Annotated in this window: 16 protein-coding genes and 1 tRNA gene; 8 read left to right on the top strand and 9 right to left on the bottom strand. The window is 55.5% G+C overall.

Annotated elements, in window-relative coordinates; all coding sequences use genetic code 11:
• Both VLY20_11535 and VLY20_11530 read right to left on the bottom strand, forming a co-directional pair.
• A tRNA-Phe gene (locus VLY20_11535) sits at positions 1 to 76 on the bottom strand.
• A gap of 67 nt (positions 77 to 143) precedes the next feature.
• On the bottom strand, positions 144 to 419 hold the full coding sequence (locus VLY20_11530) for a hypothetical protein (GenBank protein ID HUK57278.1): 276 nt from the start codon (positions 417 to 419) through the stop codon (positions 144 to 146).
• A 143-nt stretch (positions 420 to 562) separates the two neighbouring features.
• Here VLY20_11530 and VLY20_11525 point away from each other — a divergent pair, with 143 nt between their 5' ends.
• The 6 genes from VLY20_11525 (at position 563) to cysE (ending at position 6,089) form a co-directional block, all read left to right on the top strand.
• Positions 563 to 2,098 (top strand): DegQ family serine endoprotease, encoded by a 1,536-nt coding sequence (locus tag VLY20_11525; protein ID HUK57277.1) that lies wholly within the window; start codon positions 563 to 565, stop codon positions 2,096 to 2,098.
• 144 nt (positions 2,099 to 2,242) lie between these two features.
• Entirely contained in the window at positions 2,243 to 3,040 is a 798-nt protein-coding gene (locus VLY20_11520) for a patatin-like phospholipase family protein (GenBank protein ID HUK57276.1), read from the top strand.
• A gap of 102 nt (positions 3,041 to 3,142) precedes the next feature.
• Positions 3,143 to 4,177: a PIN domain-containing protein gene (locus VLY20_11515; GenBank protein ID HUK57275.1), complete on the top strand. Its 1,035-nt coding sequence runs from the start codon at positions 3,143 to 3,145 to the stop codon at positions 4,175 to 4,177.
• A gap of 33 nt (positions 4,178 to 4,210) precedes the next feature.
• On the top strand, positions 4,211 to 4,930 hold the full coding sequence (ispD, locus tag VLY20_11510) for a 2-C-methyl-D-erythritol 4-phosphate cytidylyltransferase (protein HUK57274.1): 720 nt from the start codon (positions 4,211 to 4,213) through the stop codon (positions 4,928 to 4,930).
• Positions 4,927 to 5,415 carry a 2-C-methyl-D-erythritol 2,4-cyclodiphosphate synthase gene (gene ispF / locus VLY20_11505; GenBank protein HUK57273.1) on the top strand — a complete coding sequence of 163 codons (489 nt, stop codon included), beginning with the start codon at positions 4,927 to 4,929 and terminating at the stop codon, positions 5,413 to 5,415. The genes ispD and ispF overlap by 4 nt, the downstream gene beginning before the upstream one ends.
• Before the next feature lie 2 nt (positions 5,416 to 5,417).
• Positions 5,418 to 6,089 (top strand): serine O-acetyltransferase, encoded by a 672-nt coding sequence (cysE, locus tag VLY20_11500; GenBank protein ID HUK57272.1) that lies wholly within the window; start codon positions 5,418 to 5,420, stop codon positions 6,087 to 6,089.
• A 10-nt stretch (positions 6,090 to 6,099) separates the two neighbouring features.
• Here the strand turns inward: cysE and truA are convergent, their stop codons facing one another.
• The gene (gene truA / locus VLY20_11495) at positions 6,100 to 6,867 is read right to left on the bottom strand and encodes a tRNA pseudouridine(38-40) synthase TruA (protein HUK57271.1); all 768 of its coding nucleotides are present in this window, start codon (positions 6,865 to 6,867) and stop codon (positions 6,100 to 6,102) included.
• Between the two features lie 3 nt (positions 6,868 to 6,870).
• Complete coding sequence (locus tag VLY20_11490; protein ID HUK57270.1) at positions 6,871 to 8,397, bottom strand: N-acetylmuramoyl-L-alanine amidase; 1,527 nt, start codon at positions 8,395 to 8,397, stop codon at positions 6,871 to 6,873.
• A 110-nt stretch (positions 8,398 to 8,507) separates the two neighbouring features.
• Here VLY20_11490 and VLY20_11485 point away from each other — a divergent pair, with 110 nt between their 5' ends.
• Positions 8,508 to 9,026 (top strand): NYN domain-containing protein, encoded by a 519-nt coding sequence (locus VLY20_11485; protein HUK57269.1) that lies wholly within the window; start codon positions 8,508 to 8,510, stop codon positions 9,024 to 9,026.
• Complete coding sequence (locus tag VLY20_11480) at positions 9,023 to 9,382, top strand: FHA domain-containing protein (GenBank protein ID HUK57268.1); 360 nt, start codon at positions 9,023 to 9,025, stop codon at positions 9,380 to 9,382. Before VLY20_11485 ends, VLY20_11480 begins: the two co-directional genes overlap by 4 nt.
• A 43-nt stretch (positions 9,383 to 9,425) precedes the next feature.
• On the opposite strand, the gene VLY20_11475 is transcribed toward VLY20_11480, so the two are convergent.
• From VLY20_11475 to VLY20_11455, 5 genes are all read right to left on the bottom strand, one after another.
• Complete coding sequence (locus VLY20_11475) at positions 9,426 to 10,526, bottom strand: hypothetical protein (GenBank protein ID HUK57267.1); 1,101 nt, start codon at positions 10,524 to 10,526, stop codon at positions 9,426 to 9,428.
• 21 nt (positions 10,527 to 10,547) lie between these two features.
• Positions 10,548 to 11,390, bottom strand: a complete 843-nt coding sequence (locus tag VLY20_11470; GenBank protein ID HUK57266.1) for a formylglycine-generating enzyme family protein — start codon at positions 11,388 to 11,390, stop codon at positions 10,548 to 10,550.
• Positions 11,391 to 11,516: 126 nt separating this feature from the next.
• Positions 11,517 to 12,086 (bottom strand): FHA domain-containing protein, encoded by a 570-nt coding sequence (locus tag VLY20_11465; protein HUK57265.1) that lies wholly within the window; start codon positions 12,084 to 12,086, stop codon positions 11,517 to 11,519.
• Complete coding sequence (locus tag VLY20_11460; protein HUK57264.1) at positions 12,083 to 14,053, bottom strand: protein kinase; 1,971 nt, start codon at positions 14,051 to 14,053, stop codon at positions 12,083 to 12,085. The genes VLY20_11465 and VLY20_11460 overlap by 4 nt, the downstream gene beginning before the upstream one ends.
• Before the next feature lie 114 nt (positions 14,054 to 14,167).
• Positions 14,168 to 15,004 (bottom strand): TatD family hydrolase, encoded by an 837-nt coding sequence (locus VLY20_11455; GenBank protein ID HUK57263.1) that lies wholly within the window; start codon positions 15,002 to 15,004, stop codon positions 14,168 to 14,170.
• Between the last annotated feature and the right edge of the window lie 4 nt (positions 15,005 to 15,008).

Here is a 15,008-nt window from a genome sequence, read left to right as displayed (position 1 = left end):
TGGTGCCGAGAGGCAGAATCGAACTGCCGACACAAGGCTTTTCAGGCCTCTGCTCTACCGACTGAGCTATCTCGGCACGGGGGGTTAAAATAACAGAGGGGAGAAGAAGTTGTCAATCGCTTTTTCGATGAGTCGTGGATGTGTTAAGAGTTGGATAGGCCGTCCCAACGGATTCGAAGGGTCTTGAGGAACTCCTGATCGGTCTCGGTCGGTCCAGGTTTGAAAGTCTCCGACGTGTTCTCGGCATCCTTCTTTTGGATACGGGTCAAGGAGGCCAGCATCAAATCCACTTGATATCCCTTTTCCTCAATACCCTGAATGGCCGACCGAAGCTCGGGGCTCTGCATCAGCACGGCATTGATCAATTGAGTCAGTTCACGGATCAATAATTTGAGCGTTTCTGGCTCGTGTGTGTCCATTGTCTTTCCCTTTATCGCTCGTTTACTTGGTTTTAGTATAAGAGATGGCGGTTTGGCTTGTCAACAGAACTTTACTTTTCCGTTTGCGATTTATTATAATTTGTATGCAAGCAAGGACGAATTACTTTATTAGGAGAAGGGCGATGATAAAGAGATTAATTGGGCATAAAATTTTCCTGACAGGATTGGTGGCCGGCATTTTCTTAAGTCTGGGCGTTGTCGTTGGATTGATCCTTTCGGCCAATGAAGGTCGGTTGCCGTTTGGGCTATCCAGTTCATCCGCGCCGTCTTCATCTCCGCCGCGTATGGCGGAGAGTATCGCCGCTTCACCAGCGGATCAGGGTTTTGTCGCGGTGGCCAAGGCCGCAACGCCGGCCGTCGTCAATATTTCGACTACCCGCGTGATTAAGAGTCCTTCGGGGACACCCATGACGCCCTTCTTTCAAGACCCGTTCTTCCGTCAATTTTTTGGAGACGAATTCTCTCGACAGTTTGAGGTCCCTCGGGAACAACGGGAGCAGAGTCTGGGATCGGGTGTGATCGTCGATCCCAACGGCCTGATCGTAACCAATAACCACGTCGTGGCCAAGGCGGACGAGATCAAGGTGCTTTTGGGCGATAAGCGGGAGTTCAAGGGCAAGGTGGTCGGCACCGATCCGAAAACCGATATCGCGGTCGTCAAGATCAATGCCAAGGACCTGCCCGTCATCCCTTGGGGCGATTCCGATAAACTGCAGGTTGGCGAGTACGTTCTGGCCATCGGCAATCCCTTCGGCCTGAATCAAACCGTTACGATGGGGATCGTCAGCGCCGTCGGACGGGCAAACGTCGGGATTGCGGAATACGAAGATTTCATTCAGACCGATGCCGCCATCAATCCGGGGAACTCGGGAGGAGCCCTCGTCAATGTTCGCGGCGAACTGATCGGGATCAATACGGCCATTTTTAGTCAGAGCGGGGGATACATGGGAGTCGGGTTTGCGGTTCCCAGCAATATGACGAAGTCCGTTATGGATAGCTTGGTTAAGACCGGTAAAGTGGTCCGGGGATGGTTGGGCGTCTCCATCCAGGAGGTTTCCCCGGAATTGGCCAAGCAGTTCGCCTTGCCGGAGGCCCATGGCGCGTTGGTGACCGATGTTCTGGAAAACAGCCCCGCGGCCAAGGCCGGCCTTCAACAGGGTGACGTCATCATTTCATACGATGGCAAGCCGGTCGAGAATACCGGAACACTCCGCAACCATGTCGCCCAAACTCCGGTTGGAAAAACGGTGAAGGTCGGCATCATCCGGGATAAAAAGGAGAAGGAGTTGGACATCCTAATCGCGGAGCAGCCGAAAGAGGTCGCTCGCGGACAGGAGGAGGAATCATCCGCAGCCCCGGATGAAGAGACCAGTACTGCCTTGTCCGGAATGCAGGTGCACGATCTTACGGCCAACATGGTTCAACGCTACGGTCTGTCTAAATCCGACAAAGGCGTCATCATCACTCAGATTGATCAGGGCAGCACCGCCGCGGATGCCGGCCTTCGGGAAGGTGATTTGATCGTCGAAATGAATCGGCAACCGGTTAAGTCGGTAAAGGATTATAATCGCATTGCGGCCAGGATAAAAAAGCAGGATACGGTTTTGTTTCTGATCAACCGGCAGGGAAGGAATTCATATTTTGCGCTTAAACCTTAAGTGGTTCATTGAAAGCACGACCGGTGTTCGCGTGCAAAAAAGTCCTCGCAAGAGGATTTTTTTGTTTTGAAAACTCTTTTAATCGATGGACCGTGCGCGCAAAAACGCTTTGTGATTTTATATAAAGAGGGGATCCGATAGATCGTGGCCAGAATCGGTATTGCTTTGAGTGGCGGTGCGGCCCGCTGCATTGCCCATCTCGGTGTGTTGGACGTGTTGGTAAATGCTGGAATACCGATTCGCGTTGTAGCCGGAACCAGCGGGGGAAGCGTGGCGGGAGCGTTCTATGCGTCCGGTCGGTACACGGTTGAAGAAATGATCCGGCGGGTCAGTCGCTTAAACTGGTGGCATGTGACGCAACCGGTGATCTCACGGCAGGGGTTATTCAGCAGTGATCGGATCGGGCGGTTTATGCATCGATTTCTCGGAAATCTGACATTTGATCAACTGGAGATCCCGCTTGCGGTTGTCGCAACAGAAATATCCACGGGAAAGAAAGTCGTGATTCGAGAAGGCTCTGTTGTGAAAGCGGTTCAGGCGAGCTGCAGTCTCCCGGTTATTTTTAAACCGACGGCCTATGAAGGCCGACTGCTGGTGGACGGAGGGTTCGTCAGCCAGATCCCCGTCCTGGCTGTCCGGGAGGAGTTGGCGGCGGATTTCGTGATTGCGGTGGATGTGAATTTCGGGGGGATGGATGAAAAGGGTCCGCCCCGCAACATGATCCAGATCGCGACCCGTATGGCGTCGCTTTGGGCTCGGAAAAATGCAGAAGAAGAAGGGCGAAAGGCCGATTTCTTGTTAAGTGTTAACGTTTCCGGAATCGGCCTGACGGATCTCGGACGGAGCCGCGAGCTTCTTCAGCGAGGACGGCAGGCGGCCGAAGCATCCTTGGCGAATCTCCACAGGCAACTGGAGGAAAAAGGTCTGACCGGCCGGCGATAGGTGCCCGGGTCGATTGACGGACCTAAGGCGAGATGCTATGATTATTAAGGGAAATCAACTGCCCTGTTCCTTCTTTGGGCCGGGGCTGAAACGGAGGCCATTATGGTCATACGGATCATCTTTTTATTCTTATGCGGGTTGGCCGGCTTATTCCTTTTTGGTCGCGGGTTGGAAGTCAACGAATTTTATCTTATCGGCATCATGGGAGGGCTTCTGACAGCGGCTTCGGGTCTCCTTATCGAACAGGCGATTCGTCGGGTTCCGTCGGGCATTGTTCTTGGATCGACGGCGGGATTACTCATCGGAATTGTGGCGGCCGGCGCGATCGGCTTTACGGCAAATTCTATGCTTCCGGACTTTTCATCCGTTCGTCTACCGGTCCAGTTGTTTCTCCTGCTGCTTTTCGGCTATTTAGGGGTTACGATCGGGAGGAAAATCGGCGGGGAGTTGCAAGTACGGAGGTCCAGCGCGTGGGTCCGAACGGGTCCGAGCGAGCCCAGTAACAAGATCCTCGATACCAGTGTGATTATTGAAGGACGGATTGCGGATTTATGCGAAACCGGATTTCTCGAGGGAACATTTATCATTCCGCAATTCATTCTTCATGAACTCCAGCATATTGCGGACTCCTCGGATTCCCTGAAGCGGGCCCGGGGAAGGCGAGGGTTGGATGTTCTTCACCGGATTCAAAAAATGGTGGATATCGATGTCCGCATCGTGGAAAACGACTTCCCTCACATCCGTAACGTGGATGCTAAGCTCGTGGCGCTCGGCAAGGAAATAGACGCCAAGATCATTACCAATGATCTGAACCTCAACAAAGTGGCGGAGCTCCAAGGGGTTCGCGTTCTGAATATCAACGAGTTGTCCAACTCGTTGAAGCCGGTGGTGTTGCCCGGAGAGGTTCTCCGCGTCTTCATCCTCAAGGAGGGCAAGGAGGCGGGGCAGGGCGTGGCCTATCTGGACGATGGAACAATGATTGTGGTGGACAACGCCAAGCGATTGATCGGAAAAAATATCGACGTGGTCGTGACCAGCGTCCTGCAGACAACCGCCGGGCGAATGATTTTCACACGGCTTCGCGAGGGGAGCGAGAAAGAGAAAGAAGAGGTCCATGTCACACGGGAACACGCATAGGGTCTTTACGCCGCCTTCCGGGGGAACGGCGGCATGACCTCCCGGGTCGCGGCGGTCATTCCGGCGGCCGGCAGCGGCCGAAGGATGGGGCGGTCCACTCCGAAACAATTTCTGTTGCTCGATGGCGTTCCCATTCTTGTTCATACCCTGAAGGTGTTTGAGGCTTCGCCGTTGATTCACGAAGTCTGCCTCGTCGTTCCCCAAGGTCACGTGGAACAATGTCGGGAAGAACTGCTTGAGCCTTACGGCTTGAAGAAAGTGACCCGGACCGTTTCAGGCGGGGCAACCCGTCAGGATTCGGTCTATCGGGCCCTGTCCGCGATTTCCGCCGAGGCGGTCCGCGTGGTCGTGCATGACGGTGTTCGTCCCTTTCTTTCTCCCGAATTGCTCAAAAGGGTTATTCATGCCTCCGAGAAAGGGCAAGGGGCCATCGCGGCATTGCAGATAAAGGATACGCCGAAATATGTTCATGAGGATGGAAGGGTCGAACGCACGCCGGACCGCACCCGGATGTATTTGGCCCAGACGCCTCAGGTATTTCCAAAGAATATCTTGATCGAGGCTTACTCAAAGGCGTATGTTGATGGGATCGTCAGCACGGACGATTCCAGTCTCGTGGAGCGATTGGGTTATCCCGTGCAGGTGGTCGAAGGGACCTGGGACAACATCAAAATAACTACGATGGACGACCTGGCTCTGGCGGAAAAGATCATTCGGATCCGTCGGTCCGAACACAAAAGAGCGAAGAGATGATATTCCCGCAGATCCGCACAGGGATCGGATACGACATCCATCCGTTGCAAGAAAAACGACCGCTGATCATCGGAGGGGTTGAAATCCCGTATTCCAAGGGGCTGGCGGGCCATTCGGATGCCGACGTCCTCTGCCACGCCATCTCCGATGCTCTGCTGGGGGCCGCCGCGGAGGGAGATCTCGGCCGCCATTTTCCGGACACCGACCCGCAGTACAAGGGCATCTCCAGCCTTCTTCTTCTGGAAAAAGTGTGCGACCGATTGCGGGCGGGCGGGTTCGCCATTCTCCATATTGATACGATCGTCATCGCGCAGGCGCCGAGACTGACGCCGTATCTGGACGAGATGCGGACCCGGCTTGCCAAGACGATCACGGTGGAGGAGGGAGCGGTGAATATAAAAGCGAAATCGGCCGAGGGACTGGATTCGATCGGACGCGGTGAAAGCATCGCGGCCCAGGCCGTCTGCACGATCGTTCGAGTCTAATCATGTTGGATACCATCCGACGAGATTTTCAGGTCGTCTTTGAACGCGATCCGGCCGCCACCAACCGCGTGGAAGTTTTGCTGACCTATGCCGGGTTTCATGCGATTCTGAGCCACCGGATCGCCCATCGGCTCCGGTCGTGGAACATTCCGGTGCTTCCGAGGTTGCTCGCGACTCTGGCCCGCTGGTTCACCGGAATTGAGATCCATCCCGCCGCCCGCATCGGCTCCGGCTTTTTCATCGATCACGGAATGGGCGTGGTCATCGGTGAAACGGCCGAGATCGGCGACGACGTAACGCTGTTTCAGGGCGTGACGATCGGCGGAACCGGGAAGGATCGGGGAAAACGCCATCCCACGTTGGGGAACCATGTGGTGGTGGGCGCGGGGGCCAAAGTTCTGGGAGCCATCATGATCGGGGATCATGTGAAAATCGGGGCCAACTCGGTCGTGCTCCGATCCGTGCCGGCTCATGCCACCGTTGTCGGAGTCCCCGGGAAAATCATCAAGACCCTGACGGAAGAAGCGCCGGAGGTCCAGATGGACCACGGGAACATTCCGGATCCCATCGCGGAGCGGCTGGAAGCGCAGGAACGAATGATCCTTGAATTAAAGAAACGCCTGGAAGAAGCCCTGGGCGAGCGGACCCAGAAGCCAACAATGGGGGATCGATAATGAAGGATATCTAAAGAAGATCATTATATTTTACTTGCGCCAGACAAAGGCCCTGTGCGGGGGCCGTCCGACCGCCGAATCGGCGGTCTTTTTTTTCAAGCAGGCGGGACATCTCCCTCGGGCTTCTCCGACCCCTTCCCACTTCCACCAAGGTTCCCACGATCGTCCGGACCATGTGTTGTAAAAATCGATCGGCTTCAATTGTGATGACCAGGTTATCATTTCGTTTGACGAGCTCCAGACGGCGGATATGACAGAACGCCGTCCGTTTTCCCCCCTTTGTGCGATCTTTTGAAGGATCGGACCTCTGAAACGAAGAAAAGTCATGTTTGCCGATGAGGGCCCGCGCGGCCGATTTCATGTGACGGATGTTTAAAGGTTCGTAAACGGTCCAAACGTACTGACGGCCGATGGCCGGGGCATATCGTCGGTTTATAATTCTATAGCGGTATATTTTCCCGATGGCCGAAAAGCGGGCGTGAAAACGGCTTGAGACTTTTTGTGCGCTGACGATGACGACGTCATCGGGAATGAGGCTGTTCAGGGCCCGCATCCAGGTCTCGGGGGTGAGGCGGGTATCGATTTTGAAATTGGCCACCTGGCCCTGAGCGTGGACGCCCGCATCGGTCCGGCCGGCTCCGATCAGCGTCGCCCGTTTTTGGGCGATGACGGCAATGGCGTCCTCCAGGGTCCCCTGAACAGTCGGGAGACGGGGTTGACGCTGCCAGCCGTGATACCGTGAACCGTCATACTCAACCACCAGCTTGATATTCGGCATGGATCACGAAATCGGCTTGAGCGTGTTCAGATAGGCGCGGATTCCCTGAAACAGCGATTCGGCGATGGCTTGGCGGTATTCGCGCTTTTGGAGGAGTTGTTCCTCCGTCGGGTTGCTGATGAAGGAGACTTCGGCCAGGATGCTGGGCATATTGGAATTCAACAGGACGTAGAAGGGCGCCCGTTTTACGCCATGATCGACGACCGTGTAGTTGTATCGGTTTTCCAGCGTGGTCCGGAAGGACTGGCGTGTGAAAAAGGCGAGGTTCTGGGACTGTTCCATGTTATAGTCGCGACCCAGATCGAACAGAATCTGTTTTACGGTCCGATCCAGGTTGTCCAGCGATTGCATTGAAACATTGTTCTCGCGGGCGGCCACGGCCATGGCGTGCCGATCGGATGACTGTCCAAGGTGATAGATTTCCACGCCGCGGGTCCCTCGTCGGGGATGCGAGTTGACATGGATTGAGACAAACAAATCGGCTTTGTTCGAATTGGCGATCAGGGTCCGATCGTCCAACGGGATAAAGGTGTCGTCCTCCCGTGTCATGATGACCTTCTTACCCAAACGCTCCCGAATGAGGCTGCGCAGCCTTAACCCGATATCCAGGACAACATCCTTCTCGGTCAGGCCGTTTCTCCCAATCGCTCCGGGATCTTTTCCGCCGTGACCGGGATCAATCACAATCGTCTTAACGTCCATCGGCTGGGCTTGGGCGACGGTTCCATGACCGCTCGATGTCTTCGTAAAGGATTCGTTTGGGGGGTCGGGCCGGTCCGAATGATCCGTTGGATTCGGACCGAAGAGATCGATCACCAATCGCTCCGGATTGCTCAAGGGAATGATCTTAGGCGTTTCCTTGAGATTTTTAAGGTTGATGATCACTTGGATGCCGTCGGCCACGGACGGTCGCAGGGTGACGCGCTGAAGCAGGCCGTCGTTCAGATCGGCCAGATCTTTTCTGGCTTCCGGGGATAAACGCGTTTTGTTGAGCGTGATCCGCAGAACTTCGCCATCCTCCGGCTGATTCCTCCGGTAGGCGACGTCACGGTCCAGGTCCAGAACCAGCCGGGTATAATCGGAATAAACCCAGTGCCGGATATTTTGAACCGTGGCGATCGAAGTCCGTTCTTCCGGGTTTTGGGGATCGACCAGACGTTTTTGGGCCTCCCGCGCGGAAAGACCCTCGGGGTAGTCTGCAATCAGCTCCCGATAGTATTGCCGGGATTTATCCTCGTCCTTCGGGTTTTGGGAATTGCGATACAGTCCACTATACAATTCGCCCAGAGTAAACAGCGACTTCTCCACGAGCGGACTTTTAGGATATTGGATTAAAAGGATATTGAACTTCTTGATGCAGGTTTCCCAATTATGGCGGAACTTCTGTCGCTTGGGTGAGTCGAGCAGACGATTCTGGCAGTTCACTCCGGCGTTGAAGAGCTTTTCAGGGCCTCGCCCTGCGGCTTTGGAGGGCGGGGCGGACAACAGCATGGTCCAGCCGATTGCAAAAAGGAGTGTCCATCGGACCACGCGTTCTCTTGGGTACGACAGGTCTGGTCCCATCGTCCACAATTTAACCCACCGCGTCGATGTTGTCAATATGTCCGGATTGACTTTCTTTCGGGCCTGGATTATCTTGGATGCTTATGGGAATCCGCGTCATCGTGGACGGGTACAATTTTATCGGGAGCGAAAAGGGGCTGTACGGAGATATCGAGGCCCGGCGCGAGGACTTAATCGACCGGCTGGCCCGTTATCGGGCGGTCAAGGGCCATGCGGTCACAGTTGTCTTTGACGCCTGGCGGTCCGGCTGGCCGGACGAACACGGCGAACTCCGCCGGGGAATCGAGGTCGTTTTCTCGCGGCACGGCGAGAGGGCGGACCAGGTGATCGCGCGAATGGCCGATGAATTGGGTGGCGCCTGTCTGGTGGTTTCCTCGGACCGGGAGGTGGCCCGTCATGTCCTAACGGCCGGCGGGGTGGCGGTTTCTTGCGGCGAATTCGTGGGACGGTTGGCGCGAGCCGTGAGCGGCCATCCGGATGAGGATCTGCCGACGGGGGAAAAAGACGCCACACCCGCCAAGATGGAAAAGAAAGGGAATCCGCGGCGGCTGTCAAAACAGGAACGCCGAAAGCGTCTTCGATTGAATAAACTATGAATCCAATCGAGAAGTCGATCCAGGGAAAAGCCATGGTTCTTCCAACGGACCGAAAGATCGGGCTTCAGATCCTGGAAGGCGTCGATGTCGGCCATGCCTTTATTCTTTCCAAGAAAAGCCGCGTTACCTTTGGCCGCGACGGCGTGGATGTGGATCTTCAAGATCCGGCTGTTTCTAAACTGCATTGCGCGATCGAAGTCTATAACGATGTGGTGGTGCTTCGGGATTTGAACAGCGCATCCGGCACCTTCCTCAACGATTTTCAGATCAAAGATGAACTGCTGAAGGATAAAGACAAGATACGGATCGGGGCCACCGTTCTTCAGATTCACATTCGCATGTCTGAATCCAAATAGAGGGCGCCATCCTGCTTCTAAAAACGGGCTCTTTCCATGAAGGTCATTCGGACGGGGTTGGAACAACGGCGATGACCATGGGAGCGGTTGGGCGGCCTTCGAAGGACAAGTTGCCCTGCGCGTCCTTCGCCTCGATGTAATACTCGACGCTGGTGCTGTTCGCCTTGATCATCGACCCCGGAATAGGGGCGTTGAAAATGTGGTCCGGTCGCTCGGACATTCGGATCGATTCATAGTTCCGTTCCCCTTGCGCCCGAAAACGAAGCGTGGCTTGGGTCACTTTGACGTTATCCGTGATCGTAGCCGAGATCGTGGCCGGTTCCCCGGGCTTGGCCGTGTAGGCAGGAAGGGAATGGATAATCGTGGGCGCAATGATGTCGACCGGACCCGTTTGGGACGCTTTAAAGCCCTCCGGATCAAGGGTGGCTTGGTTCCAACGGTTGTTCTTCGGAGTGATCCGGACGGACTGTCTTTCCCACCGAGGTCCGGGAATCACAAGATTGCCTCTCTCGTTGTCCAGAGAGGTGATTAATATGGCGCTCGTCACCCGGTCCGGCATAATCTTTACCGCTTCGATATCAGACCGAATGGTCTTATAAGACTCAAAGATATTTTTTAGAATTCCTTCCTGGTCTTCGGATAAAACCAATAATTGTTTTATTGTCGAAATATCCTTCCCCTCATATGCGGTCTTCAAACGCAACAATAGCGAATGGATCTCTTCCAGGTCGGATGGACCGATCAGCGGGGGAGGCGGCGATGGAGCGGCGGCGATGCGTCCGGTTTCCCGATCCGATTTCGTATGTTCCTTTTCAGTAGCGGTGGGCCTTGCGGGCTCGAGTTGTTTCGGAATACCGCGGTTTGTTTCAACCTCCTCCGTGGAACCCGTTCCAATATCTTCTGCCGGTTTCGAATCCGTTGCGCTGGGCTCGTCGGTTCCCAGATCCTCTGGCTGAAGTTCGGGCGGTGTCGTCTGCGGTGCGGCGGACGGAGCAGGTTCCGTTGTTATCGGCGGCGGAACGGCAGGGTTGTCTTGAGGAATAAATGTTTCGGGCCCGTTGGAAAGGGGCCATAGGGCTAAAAAAATCAGAATGATCGCAGAAACCGCCGCGCCGGCCGCGATCCCGATCAGGTTTTTATTCATGGATGACAATTTAGACGCCACTTATTTTCCCGACCGGGCGCACCGGAAGCCGACATCCGCCAGACGTGACGTGGGATAATCGTATGAACGAAACGAAGCCCGGGCGACGATCGAAGCGACCTTTTTATAAGTATCCGGGGGATAATGCCCGATACCCATGAAGGATAGGCCGCGGGTCACGCGAAAAACCTGCCCGAAGTTTTCATTTCGCGCCTCATTCCCGGGGTAAGGCCGATACCAGCTTCCCGTCCATTCCCAGACATTCCCAATCATGTCGTAGACCCCGTAGGGACTCTTGCCGCCTTCATACTGTCCGACCGCAACGGAGGACGCGGTCATCACGGGCCCATGGGAAATGTTGGCCAGGTCCGGATTGAAGAAGTTACCCCACGGGTATTTGTAATGATCCGGTCCGCGGGCGGTTTTCTCCCATTCTTCTTCCGTCGGCAGACGTTTCCCGGCCCAGCGACAGTATTCCTCCGCATCGAACCAACTGACATAAGCGACCGGAAATTGGGCCCGGCCTTCCGGATAAATCCCGTTCTTCCAGTCCTCGGGCGGCGGGTGTTTCATCTGGGTGAGGAATAATTTGTATTTTTCATTGGTCACCTCATACTTGTCGATATAGAACGGAGGCAGATTCACACGATGCAGCGGATGCTCGTCCTCATACCAGGGATGCGGCAGTCCGTAGTCCAGCGCCTCGTTATCGGCGTCTACTTCATCCGTCCCCATTAAGAATTCACCGGCCGGGATCGCGACCATATCGACGGGTTTCTTTTCACAAGCCGCAAGCCCGGCTTGAGACAGGATCAGCAGGATCCCCGATCCTAGCGCGAAGATGGAACGTTTCGAGAAGTGCATTTTATGAATTCCGACTTGAAACCGCACATCGGGGGTCATTCCCGCCTCTGGCGGCGGGGTGATCGATTGAATTTAAAACATGGTTCCATTCGGGTCGAAGCCCTCTGTCTGTGCGGGGAGGATTCTTCAACGGCTTACGGATTGGGCGGTTTTGGACGATAACATGAATTGGAAAACAGTGGTGCCGATCTGGATCGTATCTCCCGATTTAAGTAAACCTTCTTTCACGATGCGGTGGTTCACTTTCGTCCCGTTGGCGCTGCCCAAATCCTTCACCACGGCAAAGTCGCCGTAGAGCAGCAGGGCGCAATGCTGGCGGGAAGCCTCCGGGTCGGTGAGGATAACATCGGCCTGTTTTCGACCGAAGGTCATCCGACTTTTTGTCAGCGCGATTCGTTTTCCCTTGCCTTCGCCCTCTAATACAATGAGGGTCCCTTCCAGGTTTACCCCAAGACCGATCATTTTTCCGGCGACGGCTTGACGAACGGCCGTGGTCTCATCGGACAATTGCCCGTCCATGGGTCCCAGCATCGTTTTGCCGTGGTCCGATGGATCCATACGGGGAGGGGCCGCGGTCGCGGCCGGGCGTTCCTGCTGGGGCCGATTGACGTTCTCGCAGTACGGGCAGCCGAGGACGCCTTCCTTGCCTTCCGGCAGGTCATAAATCGTGTGACAGGCGTCGCACACGACTTTCATGGACGGGTCTCGCTTGATTCCGAAGGGGAGGACGCCGTGTCGGTCGGATGGTCCGATCCCGCATCGGTCGGGGAGGGCCGGATTCCCTGCCGGTCGGAAAACTGTTTCATGTCGTGCAACACGATCCGCGCACGATCGGCCATGGGCGCCGCCGGGTTTAAGGTCAAGGCCTTTTGCAACTCGTCTTTGGCCAGTGAAACGACGCCTTGCTTAAAATACAAGAACCCAAGATCGTAATGCAAGATCGGAAAATCCGGAAATTTTCGCGAGGCCTCCTCGAAAATACGAATCGCCCCGTCCGGATCCTTTCGCTCCAGCGTAATCGTACCCAGAAGATGGTAGACGACCGGGACATTGGAATCCAGATCCATGATCCGTCGGAGCAATCGTTCCACATCGTCCAATCGGTGTTGATCATAAGCCGCTCTTGCATCATTAAGAAGCCTGTGAACCTCTTCCTTTTCCCGCTGGGTCAGCTTCCGATCCGGCTCCTCGGTAATACCGGTCGGCGCGTTCACGGTCTCCTGGGAATGGGAGCCGGGAGTCGAAGGCGAACCGGGCGAATCGACCTCCGCCGGGGGTGCAGACGAGACGACTTGGGAGGAAACCGTTTCCGGAACGGGTTGAGGACGGGTTGCGGTCACGGATACGGTGTCCGGTGAACCGGCCGCGGCACGAAGGATATGGTGGGCCCAATCCAGCGTGAGGCCTGGCCATTGGGACAACCGAAGGACGGCCGCCCGGACTTCCGGCGAGGTCTGGGCCAAGGTCTGGAGAAAAGGCGGATTGACCATCGATAGCAAGGTGGCCGCACCCATGACCAGCATCACGGTCAGGATCATCATGCGAAACACGGAAGCTTCGGCCGGTAGGTTTCGCGGAGGAGTCGGCGTTCGGAGCCGGCCGCTCGGCCGGGAAGGCGTTGATTCATGGGCGACGTCCGGCGAGTAACGTCGTCGAACGACGGTGCTCCGGTCCTCGATATTCTCGGAGACGGCCGAGCCGTTGGCCATCTGAAATCGCCGGCCGTCCTGTTCGATGTCGTGTTGAAAAAGGGCCTGAAGATATTGCGCCAAGCGGACCGTGCTGAAGTCGTAACCTTTCTGGGACATATGATCCTCAAGCGCGGTCTGCAACTCGGAGGCCGACTGGAAGCGATGATCCGGGTCTTTCGCCAGCGATTTGAGGATAATCGCCTCAAGTTCCGGCGCCATTTGTTTATTGAGCGAGGTCGGAGGCGGTTCCACCTTGGCCTCCCGGACTTTTTCCAGGGTGTTGAAGTCGTTGTCGCCCTTGAAGAGTTTATGTCCGGTGAGGGTTTCGTAGAGCAAGATTCCCACCGCAAAAATATCCGCACGCCGATCCACTTCCTGGCCCCGCGCCTGTTCGGGCGCCATATAGGACAGCTTACCTTTCAGAATACCGGTGCGCGTTTCGGAACTCTGGGACGCGGCCTTTGCGATTCCAAAGTCAACCAGTTTTACTTCGCCTTCGTAGGAAACCAAGATGTTCTGGGGGCTGATGTCGCGATGAACGATGTTCAAGTCCCGACCGGTCAGATCTTTTTTCCGGTGGGCATAGTCCAGTCCGGCGCAGATCTTGGTGATGATCATGAGAGCGTGGCTGATGGACAGCGGGAGATTGAGCGCCTTCGCGCGTTGGAGAATCGTCCGCAAATCCTTCCCCATGACGAATTCCATCGCAATGAAATATGAATTTTCGACATGACCGAGATCGAAGATCTGAACGATGTTTTGATGGGTCAGGAGCGCGGCGAGTTTGGCTTCGTTGATAAACATTGAAACAAATTCAGGGTCCTCGGTGAGGTGGGGAAGAATGCGCTTGATGGCCATCACCTTTTCGAAGCCCTTGAGGCCGGTCTGTTTGGCCATGAAAAGCTCGGCCATGCCGCCCGTGCCGACTTTTTCGATCAAAAGATATTTTCCAAAGTGGACCGGCGCGCTCATATGCCTATTACCGTAGCATGAAAGTCGAAATGAGTCAATATTGGCGGGCAGTTAGGAACAATCCCGGAGTATATCAGGCTAAGCTCAAACAACGACATCACGACTCATGAAATATCAAATTTTGATTTTAAACAATCTTGCGGCGTTTTCGGCCGTGACGTTCATAATCGACTCCGGCGTCTGATCGGGATGCAGCCGAGCCAGAACCTCCGCGGTGTAACGGATATAAGCCGGCTCATTCCGCCGGCCACGGTTGGGAACGGGGGAAAGATAGGGGCAGTCGGTTTCGAGCAGGATGCGATCCATCGGAAGAGCCCGGGCCACCTCCCGAACGGCCGTCGCATTTGTAAAAGTCAACACGCCGGCGAACGAGATGTAAAAATTCATCTCCATGGCGATCCGGGCCATTTCCAGATCCCCCGTGAAGCAATGCATCACGCCACCGATGTTTTCAACCCTTTCCTCCTTGAGGATGGACAACGTGTCGGATTTCGCATCCCGGGAATGGACCACGATGGGCAGGCCGAGCATCTTGGCCTGCGCGATCTGCTGCCGGAACCGCCGTTGTTGGGTTTCCCTGGGGGAGTGCAGATAAAAATAATCCAGCCCGATCTCACCGAAACCGATCACCTTCTTATGAGCGGCCAATTTCTGAAGCTCGGTCAGGGTCGTGTCGTCCACAAGTTTGACCTCGTGCGGATGAACACCGATCGTGGCATAAATCATTTTATACCGATCGGCCAGTTCGACGGCTCGACGGCTGCTTTCAAGATCACAGCCGATGGTAACGATCGCCCCGACCCCGGCCTCACCGGCCCGCCGGATCACGTCGTCGCGGTCGGCGTCGTAGACCGGGTCATTGAGATGAGCGTGGCTGTCGATCAGCATCGGTTGTGTTTGGCCTTTCAGGCACCCCGCTTGGATTGTACCGGAGCCCGCGGTAATTTTCAAGGAA

Source organism: Nitrospiria bacterium (assembly GCA_035517655.1).
Lineage (GTDB): Bacteria > Nitrospirota > Nitrospiria > JACQBZ01 > JACQBZ01 > JACQBZ01.
Note: the sequence above shows the minus strand (reverse complement) of the source record. Positions and strands in the feature narration are given on the sequence as shown.